Origin of the sequence: Pseudomonas sp. BRG-100 (genome assembly GCF_000737955.1) — a bacterium.
GTDB classification, from domain to species: Bacteria; Pseudomonadota; Gammaproteobacteria; order Pseudomonadales; family Pseudomonadaceae; genus Aquipseudomonas; species Aquipseudomonas synxantha_A.
Genome location: NZ_JPRX01000001.1, coordinates 6,115,150 through 6,134,911, shown reverse-complemented (window position 1 = coordinate 6,134,911; position 19,762 = coordinate 6,115,150). Strand labels below are relative to the sequence as shown.

18 protein-coding genes and 1 pseudogene are annotated in these 19,762 nt (G+C 60.6%); 16 read left to right on the top strand and 3 right to left on the bottom strand.

What is annotated here, in order from left to right:
- Position 1 precedes the first annotated feature (1 nt).
- From JH25_RS00400 to JH25_RS29455, 13 genes and pseudogenes are all read left to right on the top strand, one after another.
- The gene (locus tag JH25_RS00400; RefSeq protein WP_005788027.1) at positions 2-262 is read left to right on the top strand and encodes a DUF2934 domain-containing protein; all 261 of its coding nucleotides are present in this window, start codon (positions 2-4) and stop codon (positions 260-262) included.
- A 121-nt stretch (positions 263-383) separates the two neighbouring features.
- Positions 384-2,543 carry a glycogen debranching protein GlgX gene (gene glgX / locus JH25_RS00405; protein WP_032880938.1) on the top strand — a complete coding sequence of 720 codons (2,160 nt, stop codon included), beginning with the start codon at positions 384-386 and terminating at the stop codon, positions 2,541-2,543.
- 1 nt (position 2,544) lies between these two features.
- The gene (locus tag JH25_RS00410; protein WP_032880936.1) at positions 2,545-3,543 is read left to right on the top strand and encodes an acyl-CoA dehydrogenase family protein; all 999 of its coding nucleotides are present in this window, start codon (positions 2,545-2,547) and stop codon (positions 3,541-3,543) included.
- Entirely contained in the window at positions 3,540-4,298 is a 759-nt protein-coding gene (locus JH25_RS00415) for a PIG-L deacetylase family protein (RefSeq protein ID WP_032880935.1), read from the top strand. The genes JH25_RS00410 and JH25_RS00415 overlap by 4 nt, the downstream gene beginning before the upstream one ends.
- On the top strand, positions 4,295-4,894 hold the full coding sequence (locus tag JH25_RS00420) for an SAM-dependent methyltransferase (RefSeq protein ID WP_032880933.1): 600 nt from the start codon (positions 4,295-4,297) through the stop codon (positions 4,892-4,894). The genes JH25_RS00415 and JH25_RS00420 overlap by 4 nt, the downstream gene beginning before the upstream one ends.
- Positions 4,891-5,550 carry a glycosyltransferase gene (locus tag JH25_RS00425; protein ID WP_032880931.1) on the top strand — a complete coding sequence of 220 codons (660 nt, stop codon included), beginning with the start codon at positions 4,891-4,893 and terminating at the stop codon, positions 5,548-5,550. The genes JH25_RS00420 and JH25_RS00425 overlap by 4 nt, the downstream gene beginning before the upstream one ends.
- Positions 5,551-5,693: 143 nt before the next feature.
- A complete protein-coding gene (locus JH25_RS00430) occupies positions 5,694-6,455 on the top strand; it encodes a PIG-L deacetylase family protein (RefSeq protein WP_032880929.1) in 762 nt (253 codons plus the stop codon).
- Positions 6,456-6,705: 250 nt separating this feature from the next.
- Positions 6,706-9,258: an autotransporter family protein gene (locus tag JH25_RS00435; RefSeq protein WP_032880927.1), complete on the top strand. Its 2,553-nt coding sequence runs from the start codon at positions 6,706-6,708 to the stop codon at positions 9,256-9,258.
- 146 nt (positions 9,259-9,404) lie between these two features.
- Positions 9,405-11,558 carry a TonB-dependent siderophore receptor gene (locus JH25_RS00440; protein ID WP_032880925.1) on the top strand — a complete coding sequence of 718 codons (2,154 nt, stop codon included), beginning with the start codon at positions 9,405-9,407 and terminating at the stop codon, positions 11,556-11,558.
- A gap of 1,167 nt (positions 11,559-12,725) precedes the next feature.
- A pseudogene (locus JH25_RS29460) lies at positions 12,726-13,232 on the top strand (methyl-accepting chemotaxis protein); the annotation flags it as partial.
- Between the two features lie 168 nt (positions 13,233-13,400).
- Positions 13,401-13,640, top strand: a complete 240-nt coding sequence (locus JH25_RS00450) for a hypothetical protein (RefSeq protein WP_032880922.1) — start codon at positions 13,401-13,403, stop codon at positions 13,638-13,640.
- 157 nt (positions 13,641-13,797) lie between these two features.
- On the top strand, positions 13,798-14,931 hold the full coding sequence (locus JH25_RS00455) for a sensor histidine kinase (RefSeq protein ID WP_032880919.1): 1,134 nt from the start codon (positions 13,798-13,800) through the stop codon (positions 14,929-14,931).
- A gap of 102 nt (positions 14,932-15,033) precedes the next feature.
- Positions 15,034-15,357 carry a DUF6429 family protein gene (locus JH25_RS29455; protein ID WP_371920279.1) on the top strand — a complete coding sequence of 108 codons (324 nt, stop codon included), beginning with the start codon at positions 15,034-15,036 and terminating at the stop codon, positions 15,355-15,357.
- On the opposite strand, the gene JH25_RS00460 is transcribed toward JH25_RS29455, so the two are convergent.
- Entirely contained in the window at positions 15,255-15,770 is a 516-nt protein-coding gene (locus JH25_RS00460) for a GNAT family N-acetyltransferase (RefSeq protein WP_032880917.1), read from the bottom strand. The two genes, JH25_RS29455 and JH25_RS00460, sit on opposite strands and share 103 nt — an antisense overlap.
- A gap of 190 nt (positions 15,771-15,960) precedes the next feature.
- Here JH25_RS00460 and JH25_RS00465 point away from each other — a divergent pair, with 190 nt between their 5' ends.
- Together JH25_RS00465 and JH25_RS00470 are read left to right on the top strand one after the other, a co-directional pair.
- On the top strand, positions 15,961-16,581 hold the full coding sequence (locus tag JH25_RS00465) for a LysE family translocator (protein ID WP_032880916.1): 621 nt from the start codon (positions 15,961-15,963) through the stop codon (positions 16,579-16,581).
- A 168-nt stretch (positions 16,582-16,749) separates the two neighbouring features.
- A complete protein-coding gene (locus JH25_RS00470; RefSeq protein ID WP_032880915.1) occupies positions 16,750-17,289 on the top strand; it encodes an ATPase AAA in 540 nt (179 codons plus the stop codon).
- A gap of 99 nt (positions 17,290-17,388) precedes the next feature.
- Here the strand turns inward: JH25_RS00470 and JH25_RS00475 are convergent, their stop codons facing one another.
- On the bottom strand, positions 17,389-18,603 hold the full coding sequence (locus tag JH25_RS00475; RefSeq protein ID WP_032880913.1) for an aldose 1-epimerase family protein: 1,215 nt from the start codon (positions 18,601-18,603) through the stop codon (positions 17,389-17,391).
- 296 nt (positions 18,604-18,899) lie between these two features.
- On the opposite strand from JH25_RS00475, the gene JH25_RS00480 reads away from it, so the two are divergent.
- Complete coding sequence (locus JH25_RS00480; protein WP_032880912.1) at positions 18,900-19,199, top strand: hypothetical protein; 300 nt, start codon at positions 18,900-18,902, stop codon at positions 19,197-19,199.
- Between the two features lie 148 nt (positions 19,200-19,347).
- Here the strand turns inward: JH25_RS00480 and JH25_RS00485 are convergent, their stop codons facing one another.
- Complete coding sequence (locus JH25_RS00485; protein WP_032880909.1) at positions 19,348-19,659, bottom strand: hypothetical protein; 312 nt, start codon at positions 19,657-19,659, stop codon at positions 19,348-19,350.
- Positions 19,660-19,762: the final 103 nt, after the last annotated feature.

Genomic DNA, 19,762 nt, shown 5'->3' with positions numbered 1-19,762 from the left:
GATGAGTAAAGAAGACAAACGTATTCGCGAACTGGCGCATCAGATCTGGGAGTCTGAAGGCAAGCCGGACGGTGCGCACGATCGCCACTGGGAGATGGCGCGCAAACTGGCCGAAGCCGAGGCGCTGACGCCCAGCAAGCCCAAGCCTGCCGCCAAGCCGAAAACCGCGCCCAAGGCGGCCGCCAAACCCAATCCGGTAGCCGCCAAGCCCGCGGCGAAGAAACCGACCGCCCCGAAGAAGCCAAAACCACCCGCCCCATGATTTCTCGGGCCTGCAGCCGTTATCCCAGGCTGCAGGCCCTTTTTCGTCCATGTCCTTTGCTGAAACACCGTCAGCACGGCCGCGTTCGGCCCGAGAAAAGACCCCTTGCAGGAGCAACACCATGAGCAGACCCGAGAACACCACAGCGACGCCGGATCATGAACCGTCGCGGATTCGTGAAGGTTTGCCCTTCCCGCTCGGCGCCACCTGGGATGGCCTGGGCGTCAACTTTGCACTGTTTTCGGCCAACGCCACCAAAGTGGAGTTGTGCCTGTTCGATGACACCGGCGAAGTCGAGCTGGAGCGCATCGAACTGCCCGAATACACCGACGAGATCTTCCACGGTTACCTGCCCGACGCCCACCCCGGGCTGATCTACGGCTACCGCGTGTACGGCGCGTACGACCCGGCCAATGGTCATCGCTTCAACCACAACAAGCTGCTGATCGACCCCTACGCCAAGCAACTGGTGGGCGAACTCAAATGGTCGGAGGCGCTGTTCGGCTACACCATCGGCCACCCGGATGACGACCTCAGCTTCGATGAGCGCGACAGCGCACCCTTCGTGCCCAAGTGCAAGGTTATCGACCCGGCACACACCTGGGGCAACGATCAACCCGTACGGGTGCCTTGGGACCGCACGATCATCTATGAAACCCATCTGCGCGGTATCAGCATGCGCCACCCTTCGGTGGGCGAGTCCGTGCGCGGCACCTGCGCCGGCTTGATGGAAGACGACGTGCTCAAACATATCCGCCAGTTGGGCGTCTCTTCGGTCGAGCTGCTGCCGGTGCACGCCTTCGTCAACGACCAGCACTTGCTGGAAAAAGGCATGACCAACTACTGGGGCTACAACAGCATTGCCTTCTTCGCCCCCGACCCGCGCTACCTGGCCAGCGGCAAGATCGCCGAGTTCAAGGAAATGGTCGCGCACCTGCATGAGCAGAAGCTGGAAGTGATTCTGGACGTGGTCTACAACCACACCGCCGAAGGCAACGAGCGCGGCCCGACCCTGTCCATGCGCGGCATCGACAACGCCTCTTACTACCGCCTGATGCCCGACGACAAGCGCTTCTACATCAACGACTCCGGTACCGGCAACACCCTGGACCTGAGCCACCCTTGCGTGCTGCAAATGGTCACCGACTCCCTGCGTTACTGGGCCACCGAGATGCATGTGGACGGTTTCCGCTTCGACCTGGCAACCATTCTGGGCCGCTACCGCGACGGGTTCGACGAACGCCACAGCTTCCTGGTCGCCTGCCGCCAGGATCCAGTGCTGCGCCAGTTGAAAATGATTGCCGAACCCTGGGACTGCGGCCCCGGCGGCTACCAGGTGGGCAACTTCCCGCCAGGCTGGGTGGAATGGAACGACCGCTTCCGCGACACCGTGCGTGCGTTCTGGAAAGGCGACGACAGCCAACTGGCGGATTTTGCCGGGCGCATGACCGCCTCGGGCGAGATGTTCAACCATCGTGGGCGCCGGCCTTACAGCTCGGTGAACTTCATCACCGCTCACGACGGTTTTACCTTGCACGACCTGGTCTCGTACAACGACAAGCACAACGAGGCCAACGACGAAAACAACCAGGACGGCAGCAATAACAACCTGTCGTGGAACCACGGTGTCGAAGGCCCGACCGACGACCCTGAGATCAACGCACTGCGCCTGCGCCAGATGCGCAACTTCTTCGCCACCCTGCTGCTGGCCCAGGGCACTCCGATGATCGTCGCCGGTGACGAGTTCGCCCGCACCCAGCACGGCAACAACAATGCTTACTGCCAGGACAGCGAAATCGGTTGGGTCAACTGGGACCTGGACGATGACGGCAAGGCCCTGCTCAAGTTCGTCAAGCGCTTGATCAAGCTGCGCCTGGCCTACCCGATTCTGCGTCGTGGACGCTTCCTGGTCGGCGACTACAACGAAGACATCGGCGTAAAAGACGTCACCTGGCTGGCGCCCGATGGCAACGAAATGAACACCGAGCAATGGGAAGACAGCCAGGGTCGCTGCCTGGGCATGTTGATGGATGGCCGCGCCCAGGAAACCGGGATCCGCCGGGCGGGTGCCGATGCTACGCTGTTGCTGGTGGTCAATGCCCACCATGACATGGTCAATTTCCGCCTGCCGCCGGTGCCGGAGGGTGAGTTCTGGACGTGCATGCTCGACACCAATGAGCCGGCGATACGCGGCCAGGAGCGTTTTGACTTTGAGCATGAGTACGCCGTGACCGGCCGCTCACTGCTGTTGTTTGAACTGCAGCGTGAAGACGAGGTGTGAGATGGCGTTGCACAGTTTCCTTCAGGGCTACCGGGGCTACGCGGATACATACGCCCTGGGTACGGCACTGAAGGCACTTCAGGAAGAAGGCCTCGATCAACTGCCGCTGCCGGGCAGCGGCGCAACCCTGGCCCGCTTCAGTCGGCTGGCCCAGGTGGCCGGCCATGACTTGCGCCTGTGCAAGTTGTTCGAAGGTCATACCGACGCGCTGGCGATCATGGCCGAACTCGACAGCCCCGCGCCGCCGCTTGGCAGTACGTGGGGCATGTGGGCGGCCGAACCACCCGCAGCCAAGGTGCGCGTACGGCGCGACGGTCAGTGGCTGATCGTCGATGGACGCAAAGCCTGGTGTTCCGGCGCGGCGGTGGTCAGCCACGGCTTGCTGACTGCCTGGGACGAGGATGATCGGCAGCAGCTGGTGGCCGTGGCGATGGATCAACCCGGCGTCACGGTGTCGGACGAGGGTTGGAATGCGGTAGGCATGGCTGCCACCGGCAGCGTTGACGTTCTGTTCAACGCGGCCAGGGGTATCGCGGTGGGCGGGCCGGGTGATTACCTGTCGCGCCCCGGTTTCTGGCAGGGCGGAGTCGGTATCGCCGCGTGCTGGTATGGCGGCGCGCAACGCCTGGGCGAAGCGCTGCGCACCCAATGTGCGCAACGCTCGGAGCCTCACGCGCTGGCCCATTTGGGGGCAGTTGACAGCGCACTGAACAGCGCCGCTTGCGTACTACGCGCCAGCGCCGAGCAGATAGACCGCGAGCCTCGCGCCGATGCCAGGCAACTTGCCCAACAGGCACGCGCATGTATTGAAGACACCGTCGAGCAGGTCATGCGTCATGTCGGCCATGCGGTAGGCGCCGGCCCCTACTGCAAAGACCCGCACTTTGCCCGGTTGATGGCAGATTTGCCGGTGTATGTGCGGCAAAGTCATGCCGAACGCGACCTGGCTGCCCTCGGCGAACTGGTCACCGGCGACGACTCGGGACGGTGGCAGTTATGAAACCCAATCCGATTGTCGGCCAGGGCACCCCACTCAATCATTGGCAAACCTCGGCACGGCTGGCTGAGTTGCCGCACATCAGCGCCGCGCAGTTGGTACCGCAGGGGCACCGCGCGGTGATCATCGCACCGCACCCGGACGATGAAGTGCTCGGCAGCGGTGGCCTGCTGCAAGGTCTGGCCGTATTGGAGCGCCCAATCCTGTTGATCTCCGTCACTGACGGCAGCGCCAGCCATCCCGGTTCCAAACGCTGGCCGGTGGCACGCCTGGGCGTGGTGCGGCCGCAGGAGTCGGCCCAGGCCCTGCACCGCCTGGGCCTGCCGTTGCACAGCTTGAAGTGGCTGCGCGGCGGCTTTACCGACAGCAAGGTGGCCGAGCGCGAAGCCCAACTGTGCGAGTTCATCCAGCGTCACCTCAAACCCACCGACATAGTGTTCGCCACCTGGCGCGAGGATGGCCATTGCGACCACGAAGCGGTGGGCCGTGCCAGCGCCAAAGCGGCCCAGGCTGTCGGTGCCACCCTGTGCGAACTGCCAGTGTGGACCTGGCACTGGGCGACTGCCGAAGACCACCGGGTGCCCTGGCATCGGGCGCGCAAGATTGCATTGACGCCCGAGCAAGTGGCACGCAAACGCCACGCGATCCACGCGTTCGCCAGCCAGTTGGAGGGCGACCCGCAGGTCGGCCTGCCGCCGGTGCTGGCACCCTACGTAGTGGAACGCTTGCTGCAACCTTTTGAAGTGGTGTTTGTATGAGTGTGGCCACCCCGTACTTTGATCAACTGTTTGCTGGTAACGACGACCCCTGGGCGTTTCGTCAGCGTTGGTACGAACAACGCAAGCGCGCACTGACCCTGGCCGTGCTGACCCGACCGCGCTATGCCTCGATCTTCGAGCCTGGTTGTGCCAACGGCGAGCTGAGCGCCGAACTGGCGACCCGTTGTGAGCGCCTGCTGTGCTGCGACACCGCTAGCGCCGCCGTGCAACTGGCACAGGCGCGCCTGACCGCGTTTGCTCATGCTCATGTAGAACAGCGCCGGCTGCCCCAGGAATGGCCCGCGGGTCAGTTCGAACTGATCGTGTTGAGCGAGCTTTGTTACTACCTTGATGTAAATGATCTGAATCGTCTGATCGATCACGCCCTGGCGGCCTTGACCGATAACGGCCAACTCCTGGCCTGCCACTGGCGCCCGCCCATTGACGGTTGCCCGCAAACCGCCGAACAGGTGCACGCCCTGCTCCAGCACCGACTGGGTATGCCACCGCTGGTACAGCACCATGACAAGGATTTTCTGCTCGATTTGTGGAGCCGCGATGGCACCTCGGTCGCGCGCCATGAGGGGTTGCGATGATCGGCATCTTGATTCCGGTGCACAACGAAGAAGCGCTGCTGGATGACTGCCTGAGGGCTGCGCAGATCGCCGCCAACCATCCGGGGTTGCACGGGGAAACGGTGCAGATCCTGGTAGTGCTCGACAGTTGCAGCGATGCCAGTGCAGCGATCGCCCAGGCGCATGATGTGCAAAGCGTCCAGGTGCAGGCACGCAACGTAGGGCGAGCCCGAGGCGTCGGCGCACGGCACTTGTTGAACCAGGGTGCGCGCTGGATTTCCTGTACCGACGCCGACAGCCGCGTGGCCCCCGACTGGTTGGTGGCTCAACTGGCCCTGGGCTGTGATGCGGTGTGTGGCACCGTGACCGTGGACGCCTGGAGTGAGGGGTTTGACCCCGCGGCGCAGATTCGTTATCACCAGGCTTACCAGGCGCGTGATGGCCATCGGCACATCCATGGCGCCAACCTGGGCGTGAGTGCCAGTGCCTATGTGCAGGCCGGCGGCTTTGAACCGCTGGCGTGCCACGAGGATGTGCAATTGGTGCGTGAACTGGAACGTTGCGGTGCTTCCATTGCCTGGAGCCATGCGCCGCAAGTGGTCACCAGCGCACGCCTGGATTGCCGCGCCCAGGGCGGTTTCGGCGATTACCTGAAAAGCCTGATGATGGTTTCGTAAAAAAACGACAAACCTGTGACACATCCTTGTCTATGCTGAGAGTGCCTTGCATAGCATCCCAGGATTGGAATGCCGTGCACTCACCGCAGCGGAGCCTGCGCTGAAGTCAAGAGCATTACCCACCGACAAGGACGTGACACCCCATGAAGCCTGCCTCCTCAAGCGAAGGCCGTCGCGGCCCCGCGCAAATCTGGAACAGCGCGCCGCAGTTGGCGCAAATCCCCTGCATCGCACTGGCTACCCTGGTGCCGCCCGGTGCCCGGGTTGTGGTGATAGCGCCCCACCCTGGCGATGAAGTCCTGGCGTGCGGCGGTTTGCTGCAACTGCTCAGCACGCGCGAGCATCCGCTGAAATTGATCTCCATTACCGATGGCAGCGCCAGCCATCCAGGCTCCCAGGTGTGGCCGGCCAGGCGCTTGAGCGTGGTGCGCCCCCAGGAAAGCGCCGAGGCCTTGCGCCGCCTCGGTATGCCGTTGCACAGCCTCAAATGGATTCGCGGTGGTTTTTGCGACGACGCGCTAGCTGCCCACGAGCAGCCGATGAGCCAGTTCATTGCGCGCTACTTGCAACCTGGAGACGTGGTGTTTACCACCTGGCGCAATGACGGTAATGACGACCACGATGCAGTCGGTCGCGCGAGTGCAAAAGCTTGTAGCCTGGTGGGCGCGCGACTGTATGAACTGGCGATCTGGGCCTGGCATTGGCCGGCACGCGAGGGTGCGGTGATTCCCTGGCAACGCGCACGCAAGGTGCGCCTGGACACCTGGAGCGTGGCGCGCAAACTGCACGCCGCCCATGCCTATGCCAGCCAATTGGTCGGCGACCCGCAGATAGGCTTGCCGCCCATGCTCGCCCAAGTGTTGCTTGAGCGTATGCGCGAACCCTACGAGATCGTGTTCACCTAGGCATTGGCTCGTCTATACCTGTCAGGTTTTACAGTGGCGGCCTTTTCGATCTGCAACTAAGGTGCGACAAGTGCTGCGCCAGTTGAGGTGCAGTCGAGAAAGCCATGCCAACCCATTGCATTGCCCGGTGTTTTCAGATGCAGGTAACTCGTAGTCCCTGATCCGTATCGCGTTCGTTGTTGCCATGGTTTTGAACCGCGCCCGCTGTACCGGGCGACGGGACATCATTGTGCTCAAGCGAGGACGGATCATGCGCACACGGATAACTTCTTTGTTGTACTCAGCGATTATTCTGACGGCATCGCCGTTTGCCTCGTATGCAGCGTGCACGGTCAACAACACGCCAGGCAACGACACCTCCAGTTGTGACAGCGCCACCGCGCCGGGCTTTACCGATACCGGCGGCGACAACACCCTCGAACTCACCGCCACGGGTCGAGTAAGCGGGAATGTGATCTTTGGAAGCGGCAATGATCACGTGGTTGTCAACGGCCCGAGCGCGGGCATCGATGGCAACCTCAACCAGGGTGATGGCAATAACATTTTCCAGCTCAACCAGGGCAGTATCACCGGATCCATCAGCCAAGGCGCGGGCGCTGATGTGGTGGAGATTTCCGGGGGCCAGGCAGGCGCTGTCAACCAGGGCTCGGGGATCGACCGTTTTGACATGCGCGGCGGCACCATTGCCTCGCTGGAACAGGGCGACGGCCTGGACGTCTTCAACATGAGAGCAGGCACCATCACCGGCGGCTTCGACGACGGCGACGATGCGACGATGACCGGCGGCACCATCGGCCGGGTCAACATGAAACTCGATGACAACCGGTTCGATATGTCTGGTGGCCGGATCATCGGCAACCTGGTGACCGGCTTCGGCAAAGACACCATCCTGATTTCAAACAACGCGTTCGTGGGCGGCAATATCAGCGTCAGCGGCGGTGACGATCAGGTGATCATTTCCGGTGGTGAGGTTAACGGGCAAGTGTTGCTCAGCTTCGGTAACGATGAATTTATCTGGTCCGGCGGCAACCTGCATTCCTCCGTGTTAATGGGGGCCGGCGACGATACGGCGCTGCTTCAGGGGCTGGTGGCTGAGCAAGTGGCGGCGGCGCAACTGATAGATGGTGGCGTGGGGATTGACGCCTTGACCCTGGACAACACCAAAACCGCTGATCCCGGCCTGTTTGCCAACTGGGAAAGCATTCGCCTGGACAACGGCTCACAAATGAACCTGGGCGGGACGTTGACTCTGGGGGACAGCGAGGCTGGCACCGGCGCCCTGCTCATTGATAGCACCAGTTCGCTGCTGGTCAACACGGGCGGGATCAATCCGTTTACCGCCGGCCAGTTGGTCAACGTGACCAACAGCGGCACCCTCGACATGGTCACTGGCAGCACCACCGCCCGTGACACCTTGACCATCAACGGCAACTACACCGGCAACGGCGGGCGTCTGGCGCTGCAAACCGTGTTGGGAGCAGACGACTCGGCCAGCGACAAACTGGTGGTCAGCAACGGCACACTGCAGGGCAACACCACCCTGTTGATTACCAACCTTGGGGGCGCCGGCGCGGCGACGTTACAAGACGGCATCCAGGTAGTGCAGGCGCTCAATGGCGCCAGCGGGCCTGGCACTGCCTTTACCTTGGGCAATACGGTAACGGCCGGGGCGTTTGACTACTACCTGTTCAAAGGCGCGAGCACGGCTGGAACCGAGCAGAGTTACTACCTGCGCTCCACGATTCCGGTCACACCGCTGCCCGAACCAGAAGGGCCGGTCACGCCAGTGCCTGAGCCGGTGGTTGGAACCCCGCCCCTGCCGTCTAACCCCACTGACAAGGAGGTCCCGATCTATCGCCCCGAAGTACCGCTGTACTCTGTGTTGTTTCCTGCCGCGCAGCAAATCGTGCAGGGCATGCTCGGCACGTATCACGAGCGCATGGGCGATCAGAGCCGGCAACAGCAAACCGGCGTCATGCCGGCAGGTTGGGGCCGGGTCTACGGCAGCAGCAGCCGCCAGAGTCTCGCCGGTGCGGTCAACCCTACATTGGACGGTTCGCTGACAGGGTTCCAGGTCGGCACCGATGTGTTCGCCAGCCTGCTGGACAACGGTGTGTTGCAGCGCCTTGGGTTCTTCGTCGGTCACAGTCGCCTCAAAGGCAATGTAAAAGGCTTCAACGGCGGCTGGGAGAACAAGGACGCCGGCAAAACCACCTTGCGCGGCGATAGCCTGGGGGTCTACTGGACACTGATCGGCGCCAACCAGGCTTATCTTGACCTGGTGTTGATGGGCACCCGCTTTGATGGCAACAACGAGTCAGCGCGTGGCGTCAAGATGAAAACCCGCGGGCATAACGTTACCGCCTCCGCCGAAGTGGGCTGGCCGTTCGCGCTGAGTGCTCGCTGGATTCTGGAGCCCCAGGCGCATTTGATCGTCGGCAAAACCAAGCTCGATAGCCAGAACGACGGTATTTCCCACGTTTCCTATGACGCCGATACCAACGTCACTACGCGCCTGGGTGTGCGCTTGCGCGGCGATTACACCGTTAATGGCCTGCCGCTGCAGCCTTATGTGCGTGCGAATGTCTGGCATTCCAGCGCTGGGGACAACAGTGTGATATTCAACGATGTGACGCGTATAGACACCGAACAGAAATCCACCACGATGGATGCCAGCCTCGGGGCAACCCTGCAAGTTGCCCAGGGCATCAGCCTGTACGGTGAAGTCGGTTATGACCGCAACCTGGACAGCAATAGCTTCAACGGTCGCCATGGGACGCTCGGCGTAAGAATGGATTTCTGACCCAGAAACCGCTGTAGGAGCGAGCAAGCTCGCTCCTACACGGCCATGTAAGACTTTTTCCCAGAGCTTGGATCTGCCACACTGATGCGAATAATTATCAACAGATTTTTTATTTGCCACGGATGGCCTTTGGGAGCCCTATATCCATGTCTGTGCAACAACGCGTCAGCAACGCTTTTTCACCCAGCTCAATGGCGATGGCGATCTGCCTAGCAACCTCACAAGCGGCCCTGGCCGCCGACGCCGAAGCCCCGGCCACCATTGAGCTGGGCGCCACCCAGGTGTCGGGCCAGCAGCTTGGCGCAACCACTGAAGGCAGCGAGTCATACACCACCGGCTCGATGAAGACTGCAACCAAACTGCCGCTGACCCTGCGTGAAACCCCACAAGCTGTCACCGTGATTACGCGCCAGCGCATGGATGACCAGGCCATGACCAGCATCAACGACGTGGTCAACGCCACGCCCGGGTTGTTCCTCAACTACTCCAACGGGCCTGGCCGCCAGAGCTACACCGCTCGCGGTTTCGACATCGACAACCTCATGTATGACGGTATCCCCAGCGGTTACAACGGCGCGTCGGTGGGCGCCCAGCCAAACCTGGCGATGTTCGACCGCGTCGAGGTGGTGCGCGGCGCTACCGGCCTGGTGACCGGCGCGGGCAACCCCTCGGCAGCCATCAACCTGATCCGCAAGCGGCCCCTGGACGAACAGAAAGTCACCCTCACCGGCGCCGCCGGCAGCTGGGATGACTACCGTGGCGAATTCGACGCCTCCAGCCCGCTCAACCCCAGTGGCACCTGGCGCGGTCGCGTCGTTACGTCCTACCGCGACGCCAACAGCTTTATCGACAAGGCCGAGCAGGATCACGGCCTGTTCTACGCCGTCACCGAAGCCGACCTGAGCGAAGACACCACTCTCACCCTCGGCTACTCGAACCAGAAGGACAAGACCAACTACTTCTGGGGGGCTTCGATGGTCGGCCTGGATGGCCATCACCTGGACCTATCGCGCTCCTACAACCCCGGTACCGACTGGGAAAACAAAGACCAGGAAATCAATACCGTGTTCGCCGAGTTGCGCCAGCGCCTGGCCAATGACTGGAGCCTGCAGGTCAACGCCAATTATTCCGAACAGGACGCATTGTTCTCAGGCTCCTACCAATCGCGCTGGACGAACAAGACCCTCGCCCGCACGGTGTATCAGGCCCGCTATGATGAAAACCAGGCCGGCGTCGACGCCTTTGCCAGCGGCCCGTTCGAGGCGTTCGGGCGCACTCATGAGCTGGTGGTGGGCGCCAGCAAGCGCATCTACGACATGACCACTCATAACTACAGCCCGTATGAAATGAACTGGCCGATCAATGCCGGCAAACCGAACTTCACCCGCACCAATAACGCCCGCGAAGTCACCACCCAGGACGGTTTCTACCTGACTTCGCGCCTGAGCCTGGCCGACCCGTTGAAGCTGATCCTTGGCGGGCGCCTGGACTGGTATGACTATGACAACCGTGATGGCGACGGCGACTACAAGGTTACCCGCAACCTCACCCGCTACGCCGGCTTGATCTACGAACTGAACGACCAGCACTCGGTGTATGTAAGCTACAGCGACATCTTCACGCCACAGAAAGAGAAGAGCACTGCCGGCACCCCGCTCAAGCCCATCGTCGGCAAGAACTATGAAATCGGCCTCAAGGGCGAATACCTGGGGGGCGCGTTGAATGCGAGCGTGGCGCTTTTCCGCGTTGACCAGGAAAACCGCGCCGTGCAGATCGTTGTGCCGAACTGCCCACAGGCCTCTTGCAACCAGGCCTCGGGGGAAATCCGCAGCCAGGGCATCGACTTCGAACTGCAAGGTGCCTTGACCGAGAACTGGCAAGTCGGCGGTGGCTACACCTACGCGCGAACCCACACCATCAAGGACGACGCCAACCCGCAGAAGGTCAACAAGCAGTTCGACACCGACACCCCCGAACACCTGTTCAAAGTCACCACTCGCTATAACTTCCAGGGCCCGCTGGAAAAACTCCGGGTCGGCGGCAACATCTCCTGGCAGAGCCGCATGTACAACGACATCAAGCTGGCCGATGGCAGCACCTACCGGCTCAAGCAAGGCGGTTACGCCGTCACCGACCTGATGGCCGGCTACCGGGTCAACCAACACCTGGACCTGCAAGTCAATGCCAACAACATCTTCGATCGCCGGTACTACCAGTCCATTTCCAACGATGTGGACTATGGCGGCGATTCCTATGGCAGCCCACGCAACATGATGCTGACCGCCAAGTACAGCTTCTGATTCCAGCCTGTACCGTGGGAGGGCCTGCGCCCTTCCACTCAAGTCCCCTTCCCGCCTGCCGATAACCGATTGCCGGATCTGATCCGGTAAAAAACGCTGCACCTGACTTGCTATCGACCAGCGGCCATCGTGGCACGCCACATGCTTGGTTGCTGGCATCACTACATGGAGTAACCGTGAATGCCCCTTCGCACACGCTTCCAGGAGCACTATCGCAAGGCCGACCGCATCATGCTGGCATTGATCTGGCTGATGTTCCTGTTCTCCCTGGGGTTGGCGTTCTGGCATGACACCTTGCTCCAGGCGCTGATCGTCGGTGGCGGCACCGGCATGGTGCTGACGGCTCTCTACCGTGTCATCGGCGGCACCCGCGTGATGCGTTGCGCACTGGGCGCCGGTTTGATGGTGATGGCGGCGCTGCACATCAACCAGGCACACGGGGTGATCGAATCCCACTTCGGTATTTTCGCGCTGTTGGCGGTGTTGACCTTCTACCGTGACTGGCTGCCGATCCTGGTGGCGGCGCTGACCATCGCCGTGCACCATCTGGTGTTCCATGCGTTGCAACACCAGGGTTTTCCGGTGTTTGTGATGGAGCATCACGGCGGCTGGACGATGATCTTCGTCCACGCCTTCTATGTGCTGATGGAAACCGTGGCCCTGTTGTACCTGGCGGTCCACAGCCAGGCGGAAGCTGTCGAAAGCCAGGAAATGCTTGAGAAGATGCTCGCTGTAACTTCACAGTTCACCGAGCAAAGCGCGCACGATGAAGACAAGGTGCGCGTGTCCCTGGCCAAGCGCTTCGACCACTTCCTGCAACAACTGACTCACCTGATCGACGGTGTCGCCCGCGACTCCCACGGCCTGGGGCAACTCGGCCAGGAACTGGCCTGCGCCAGTGGCACCCTGGAAAAAGGTGCGCGGCATCAACTGGTGCAGATCGGCGAAATGAACGGTTCGATGCAGCGCATGGAAGACGCCATGGGCCACATCACGGTGCAAGTCGAACAAGCCGTGGAACACGCCGGCCAAGCCAGTCAGCAAATTGTTCGCGGCCAGGAGAGCGTCGGCCGCGCACAGCTTGAAATCAGCCAGTTGGCCTCACGCATCAACGGCACTGAATCCACCGTGCAATCGTTGGCCGTGCAGGCCGAGCAAATCGGCTCGGTGCTGGAAGTGATCAGCAGCATCGCCAACCAGACCAACCTGCTGGCCCTCAACGCGGCCATCGAAGCCGCCCGCGCCGGCGAGCAAGGCCGCGGGTTTGCCGTGGTCGCCGACGAAGTGCGCAGCCTGGCACAGCGCACCGCCCTCTCCACCCAGGAAATCAAAACCATCATCGAGGGCCTGCAGCATGGCAGCCGCGAGGCCGTCGAAGCCATGCACGCCAGCCGCGAAGGCGTGGAGCGTTGCGTGCAAGACAGCCAATTGGCGGTGCAGATGCTCCGGGCGGTCGGCGAGGACATTGCGCATATCGATCAACTTAATGGCCGCATCGTCGCGACCACCCGCGAGCAGACCTCGGCCAACCTGGAGATCGTCGAGCGCTTGCAGTCGGTGCAGAGCATCGCCCAAAGCACTGCCGACGATGTGGAAACCCTGGCCCGCAGCAGCGAACGCCTGCCGCCGATTGCAGTGCGCCTGGATGCATTGGGGCGCAGGTTTCATCCTTGAATGCGCCGGTACGCTCCCCGTGAGGCTTTTCGCTGCACATCATCGCCTTCCGCTCGCACACAGCGAAACTCCTGCACCGTCTTTCGGTCGATGCTTTCAAGAGACCGATAGCGCCTCAGATGCCTTGTGTGTGCGTGTGTGTGTGTAATGAATGCTGCGGAGACAGCCATGAAAGAAGCCTTCAACGATTTGCCCGGCCCCATAAAGCGACAGGCTGACAGACTCCTTCGCGAGATCGAACTCGCGGGGTCGATGATTCTTGCAGTAAAAGGGGGGGCCAAAGCCCAGGGGTTTGTTCTGGGAATAACCTGCTGCAAGGGGCTGACATCCGAGCGCTGTGAGCAACTGGCAAGCCATTTTGACAGCATTGTAGAGCGCAAGCTGAGGTCGCTGACACTCGGGTTTTAGCGTCAGCGGGATGAACTCTGTCGGCACGCAGAGTGGATCAATGCTATCGCTACCCCCGGCCGCGCTTTTAAAGCTGCGAACAACCTCCTACACTGCCGGGAATTTCCCTGCATCTGCGCAGCCTCGCTCTTGTGCCCTACCCTTCAGGATTACAGACATGCGCCTGGCCGATTTCATCCTTGAGCACCTCGAACCGATTCTGCAAGCCTGGGAAGATTTCGCCAGAACCCTCGACACCCCGGGCGAGGATCTCGACAGCGTGGCGCTGCGCGACCATGCCGAGCAGATGTTGCGAGCCATCGTCAGCGACCTGCGAACCAAACAGACCCGCCAAGAGCAAATCGCCAAGGCCCAGGGCCTGGCCCCCGCGGAGGAGCAGGAGACCGCGGCAGAAATCCACGCCATCACGCGGTTGATGGCCGGCTTCACCATCGATCAGATGGTGTCGGAATACCGCGCCCTGCGCACCAGTGTGGTCAGCCAGTGGATGCGCCAGATCAAGGACGGCACGCCGATCAACGTTGACGACATGACCCGTTTCCACGAGGCCATTGACCAGGCGCTCGCCGAGTCCATCGCCAGCTATTCGCGCGCGGTCGAGGCATCGCGCAACGTGTTTCTGGGCATCCTCGGCCACGACCTGCGCACGCCGCTCGGCGCGATCCTGCTGGGTGCCGACGTGCTGCGGCGCTCCCAGGATGCAGGCCCCAAGGCGAACAAAGTGGCCAACCAGATCTACACCAGTGTGCGTCGAGCGAGCAAGATCGTCGGCGACTTGCTCGACCTGACCCGCTGCCAGATGGGGCCGGGCATTCCGGTCAGAACGGCCGATATAGATCTCTCACCGCTTTGCCAGCGTGTCGTAGAAGAAATCCGCACGTTTCATCCTGAAGCGATCATCCTGTTCGATTCGAAGACCCAGGCGTCGGGCCAGTTCGACGGCGCCCGAATGGAGCAGGTGTTCTCGAACATCGTCAGCAACGCCGTGCAGCATGGCGATACCACGCGGCCTATCCAGGTCGAGTTGGAGTTACAGGAAGATTTCGCGGTATTTTCCGTGCACAACAGTGGAGAGGCGATACCTGAGGATGTGCTGCCGTTCATCTTCAACCCGATGGGCCGCTTCTCTCAGCGTACTGCCGTCAATCACGGCCCCACAGAAGGCTTGGGCCTGGGCCTGTTCATCGCCTCGGAAATCGTCGCGTCCCATGGCGGATCGATTGAGGTCAGCTCTGATACCGAACACGGCACGGTGTTTCATGTGCGGCTTCCCCTCAATTCGATAGCCTAGGTATCAACACAGCTTCGGCGCGACCCTGAACCGATGGGAAGGGGCAAGCCCTAATACCAGTCAGTTAAGCGAACGAAATGCTCAAAGCAGCGCAGATCAAATGTGGGAGCGGGCTTGCCCGCGAAGACGTCGGCCCAGCAAACATTGGTGTTGACTGACCCACCGCTTTCGCGAGCAAGCCCCCCTCCCACAGGAGATCTACGTTTAACTGACCGGCATGGTTATATTCTGAACCCGGTCAACAAGAACAAGTCGATTTGGTTGACGACGCAAGGGCTGGAGCGAGGCCGGCAACTGGCTGATCGGTTGTTTGGAACAAAAGCTCAGGTAAAGGACAACCTGTACCGCACCTCCACCAGCGTGACACCGCCCCTCTCAATCTTGAGTTCGCTGCCTGCGTCCTCGACACAACCGACCCTGCGATAAAAGCGCATGGCCCGTTCATTGCGGGCCAGGACCCAAAGCGTCAGGCAGTCATACCCCTGCTGAACCAACGCCTGCAAGCCCGCGTTCCACAGCGCCAGCCCGACGCCCGTTTGCCAATACCTGGTCAGAACATAGATGGCCATAACCTCCCCTGCATTTGCCCCGGCGGCCTCTTCGTCACGGCTGGCGCCAACGGCTATCCACCCGACAATCTGCTGGTCCACCTCTGCGACCCATACTTCCGGTTCGCCCGCTGTTATCGAGCGACACCAATAGGCTTCGCGCTGAGCCAGGGTGGCTTGCAACCCGTTCAAGTAGTCGGTGGGCATCAGGTCGCGATACGCCTCTTGCCAACTGCTGATATGCACTTGGGCAATGGCGTTTGCGTCGGTGGATAATGCTCTGCGAATCATGCGGGCTCCTTCCATCGTGCACTGAATCTTGTCTTCGCAGTGTGCCTACGGGCCTATGACAAAATCAGTTTCGCCGGGGACGAAATAAAGATCTTGCGCTCCGGCACGCAGATACACTGCCAGCCTCATTGCTGTCACTGCCGACTGCCCCTATCCTCAACGCTCTCGTCCGACCAAACCCGGAGCCGCCATGGACCTCGCCACCCTCGCCCTCTTCTTGCCTGCCTGCTTCGCCCTGAACATGGCGCCTGGCCCCAACAACCTGCTGTCGGTAAGCAACGCCACCCGTTACGGCTACCGTACCTCCTGCCTCGCAGGTCTCGGTCGGTTGCTGGCCTTTGCCGGCATGATCGCCCTCGCCTCCGCCGGGTTGGCGGTGGTGCTGCAAACGTCGGAGTTGTTGTTTTACGGGATCAAGATACTTGGCGCGGCGTACCTGTTTTATCTGGCGTACCAGCTATGGCGTGCGCAACCACAGACAGAGTCACAAACAGCCGCTCACCAGGTCGGCTTATGGGCCCTGGCACGGCAGGAGTTTCTGGTGGCGGCGGGCAACCCGAAAGCCATCCTGATCTTCACCGCTTTCCTGCCGCAGTTCGTGGTACCTGGCCAACCCATCACCGCACAGTTCGCCCTGCTGGGCGCGATGTTCCTGGCCCTGGAATGGATCGCCATCAGCGCCTACGCCTACATGGGCCTGCATATGCGCCGCTGGTTTGCCGAGCCAAGGGGCAAGCGCATCTTCAATCGTTGCTGCGCGGGGCTGTTGTCAGCGGCGGCGGCAGTGTTGTTAACGGCGCGCAGGGCGTAACCCAACCACTGTAGGAGCGAGCTTGCTCGCGAAGGCCGCCAACGTTGGCACGGGGTGCCTGGATAAAAGGTGGCGCTCTTGGGTTTGCGTGAGCACGTTGACGCAGACAGGCATTGACGTAGAATCGCCACCCCAAAAATTCAGCGCGCACAGCGAGAAGGAGCTTAGATGCGACGGGTGATGATTGTGGGTCAACCTGGGTCAGGCAAAAGCACCTTGGCGCGCAAGCTTGGTCAGTGCACGGGTTTGCCGGTCGTTCATATCGACACTATCCACTGGCAGCCAGGGTGGATCGAACGCAGCCGCGACGCGAAGACGCAGCTTTGCCTTGAGGTCGAGGCCCGTGAACGCTGGATATTCGAAGGAGGCCATTCAACCACTTGGGACAACCGGCTGGCCCGCGCAGATCTGTTGATATGGATTGACCGTTCGGCGACGCTCCGATTCTGGCGCGTATTGCTCAGGACGCTGCTCAAACGCGGTCAGACTCGGCCTGACTTGCCGGAGAACTGCCCCGAACGACTGGCGAACCTGCCGGAGTTTTTTAGATTCATGTGGCAGACCAAAGAGGCAGCACGAGTAAAGATGCAACAACTCGTGGAGGCTGCCCCACCCGCCTGCCGTGTGGTTCATCTGCGGTCCAATCGGGACACCCGGATATTTCTTGCGAGCATTGGACGTTCGATTGGCCGGACAACGCCAGATTGATCGTCGGCTGACGGCTTCACTCCGTCGTTAATGTTGCCGCACCCCGCATAAGCGTGGGTGCTCAACATCAATAACATCGCAATGATGCTCCAGGCGGCGTCATTCCTTGGTCAAATCAACCAACGGCGTCTGCCGCACCTCAGTCTCACGCCCATCCTGAATTTCGCTGACCTGCTTCAAAGCCTTATCAACAGCGGCCTTGTCCGCCAACAGGCTGTAGCTGATGCGGAACTGCTTGTGTTCCTTCGGCCCGATTGTCGGCACCAGATTCAGTGGCCGCTGATAACGACGGTTGTAGGAAAAACTCGTCCCTGGCTCCAGCCCCGTGACATAGCCCTGGCCTTGGGTGTCGGTGTTTTTCCAGAGGGAAAACACCGGCAGTGTCTGCGTATTGAAGCCAACCGAAACGCCCAGGCTGCCGGCCTTGTTATGCAGCACGGTCAAGGTATCGCCCTTGGCATCGGCATATGGCACCACGTTGTAGACCGTTTCGTCATAGTCCTTGGTCGGTGCGCGATAGGTTTGCCAGTCGGCCAATTCGCCCTTGGCCTTGTCGTTGAACGGCGACACCTGCTTCACCGGCGCGACAAACCGCGCGCCCTGCTCCAGGAACGGGGTGCTGAAGTTACTGTGATACAGCGCCTGGTATTCCTTCGGATAGTCGCCGTTGTTGGTCAGGGTGTCATTGAGGGCAAACACCACACTGCCGGGTTGAGTGACCAGTTCGGTCGCGACAGAGAAGTCGACCTTCTTGAACGCCTGCTCTTTCAGCTCGCCGCGCAGGGTGATGGCATACGGTGGTTTTTCATCGATATGCAGCGTGACTTTATTCGCAGGAATATTGGCGGCCCGCCCGTGCAGGGTCAGCAGTTCGCCGTTGTCGATGCCGGGGTGGCCGACCCACTCGTAGCCGCAGCGGGTGACCAGCTCGTTGAAACCTTCCAGCCAGCCCAGCCCACCGCGGCCATTGAGCTCGATAAACGACGGATTGACCACTTCCTTGACCGGCGAATCCCAACCCATGCGCACATCGCCGACCGAAGCCTGCAACACGTTCATACCGCGAGTCGGCACCACCGAAAGCTTCATCGTGCCGTTATCGATATCAACGATGCTCACCCCCTCCTGCCGACCACCGTGCAAGGTGCGCAGGGTAACGCTGAAGGGCTTGGCGGTTTGTACGCCGAGCTGCTGGCTGGTGATCTGCCAGTTCTGGGCGGCTTTGTCGGTGTCGAGCAGGACGTAATCCCAGGCCATGGCGTGGGAGGTGACGGAGAGTGTGCTTAGGGCAACGAGGAGTTTTAGCGGGGTCATAGCGGTGGCCTTTATTGGAGTTGTGGGGGTTTTATAAACTCGATGAAACGTTTCAGCAAGCTTAAAAAGCGTGATGGTGTGGGGAAATATCAAGAAGGGAATGAGGCTAGTCGGGAGCAGACTGCAGCGAAAAAGTGGAGTGAGCGGCGTTCGAGCCTCAGTCCATCCGTGCCGGTTACAACCTTTGCGTTGATCGTCGGCTGCAACGACACTTATAGTTTCCCGGGCGCCCATGTGGCGATCAGGTTTAGCGACCTGATTATCGGTAAATCATTGCATTTATCGGAGTTTCAAAAATGGAAAGATATATCCCTCTTACTGGAATCGATCGGGTTCCAGCGTCCCTGCTCATTGACTCGCAAGCACCGCTCGATGTGCTGCAAGCGATGGCTGACTATCGCATTCGCACCGTGACTCAAGTATTGGAAAACATCGCTTTTCGGGGTGAAGTGGAGGCTGACTGCGTGGTGCTTTCGGATTTTGCTCAACTACTGGCGATACCGTTGCGGGATGGGTGTGATCTGATGGATGTTATCGCGCGTCGATTGCGGGAGCAGGCTTCGGAGGTAGAAGCGCACTTTACAACGGTTAGCTAGAAAGGGCTCCGTGCGCTGGAGCAAGGCAGGCCAGCGCGTGGAGGAGAAACTGGTTATTTCTCACGGGCCGTAAACGGCCAGTTCCGGTCTTTTGCGACCGGCTACAATCGACCCAGAGTTGCCTCTCAGAGAGCTAAAGCTGAGGTTGTCACTCGTCAAACAGAGTCCAGCCATGGCAAATGCCGTCAAAGTCTTTTGCCGTAAAAAATAATACAAGTTCCTCGGGGTCAAATTTTGTGTACAGCCAGTGCCCAGGAACAGGGCCTCTCGTTATCACGTATTCCAAGCGGTACTTTTGAACGGCTGCAGAACTGAGAGAAGCTGAATTCAACTCAAATCTGTCACCTTGATTGAACGCCCATAGCTTTCCAACAAGGCTGTCATCAAGTACCACCTCTTCAGCTGTCTCCATCAGATGCCGTGTATGCAGTTTTTTTTGAAGCCTAACGCTTCTGGCCATGGATCAACCTACCAATAAACAGTCCGAAGATCGGCATGATAATACTGGAACGCGGAGATGACCGCTCTGGGGCTATTTCAGCCGGTTCCGACAGGCAGCTATT

Bases quoted from the DNA above. Each gene is read 5' to 3' on its own strand.
- JH25_RS00400 (WP_005788027.1), top strand. From the start codon at position 2: ATGAGTAAAGAAGACAAACGTATTCGCGAACTGGCGCATCAGATCTGG.
- glgX (WP_032880938.1), top strand. From the start codon at position 384: ATGAGCAGACCCGAGAACACCACAGCGACGCCGGATCATGAACCGTCG.
- JH25_RS00410 (WP_032880936.1), top strand. From the start codon at position 2,545: ATGGCGTTGCACAGTTTCCTTCAGGGCTACCGGGGCTACGCGGATACA.
- JH25_RS00415 (WP_032880935.1), top strand. From the start codon at position 3,540: ATGAAACCCAATCCGATTGTCGGCCAGGGCACCCCACTCAATCATTGG.
- JH25_RS00420 (WP_032880933.1), top strand. From the start codon at position 4,295: ATGAGTGTGGCCACCCCGTACTTTGATCAACTGTTTGCTGGTAACGAC.
- JH25_RS00425 (WP_032880931.1), top strand. From the start codon at position 4,891: ATGATCGGCATCTTGATTCCGGTGCACAACGAAGAAGCGCTGCTGGAT.
- JH25_RS00430 (WP_032880929.1), top strand. From the start codon at position 5,694: ATGAAGCCTGCCTCCTCAAGCGAAGGCCGTCGCGGCCCCGCGCAAATC.
- JH25_RS00435 (WP_032880927.1), top strand. From the start codon at position 6,706: ATGCGCACACGGATAACTTCTTTGTTGTACTCAGCGATTATTCTGACG.
- JH25_RS00440 (WP_032880925.1), top strand. From the start codon at position 9,405: ATGTCTGTGCAACAACGCGTCAGCAACGCTTTTTCACCCAGCTCAATG.
- JH25_RS00450 (WP_032880922.1), top strand. From the start codon at position 13,401: ATGAAAGAAGCCTTCAACGATTTGCCCGGCCCCATAAAGCGACAGGCT.
- JH25_RS00455 (WP_032880919.1), top strand. From the start codon at position 13,798: ATGCGCCTGGCCGATTTCATCCTTGAGCACCTCGAACCGATTCTGCAA.
- JH25_RS00460 (WP_032880917.1), bottom strand. From the start codon at position 15,770: ATGATTCGCAGAGCATTATCCACCGACGCAAACGCCATTGCCCAAGTG.
- JH25_RS00465 (WP_032880916.1), top strand. From the start codon at position 15,961: ATGGACCTCGCCACCCTCGCCCTCTTCTTGCCTGCCTGCTTCGCCCTG.
- JH25_RS00470 (WP_032880915.1), top strand. From the start codon at position 16,750: ATGCGACGGGTGATGATTGTGGGTCAACCTGGGTCAGGCAAAAGCACC.
- JH25_RS00475 (WP_032880913.1), bottom strand. From the start codon at position 18,603: ATGACCCCGCTAAAACTCCTCGTTGCCCTAAGCACACTCTCCGTCACC.
- JH25_RS00480 (WP_032880912.1), top strand. From the start codon at position 18,900: ATGGAAAGATATATCCCTCTTACTGGAATCGATCGGGTTCCAGCGTCC.
- JH25_RS00485 (WP_032880909.1), bottom strand. From the start codon at position 19,659: ATGGCCAGAAGCGTTAGGCTTCAAAAAAAACTGCATACACGGCATCTG.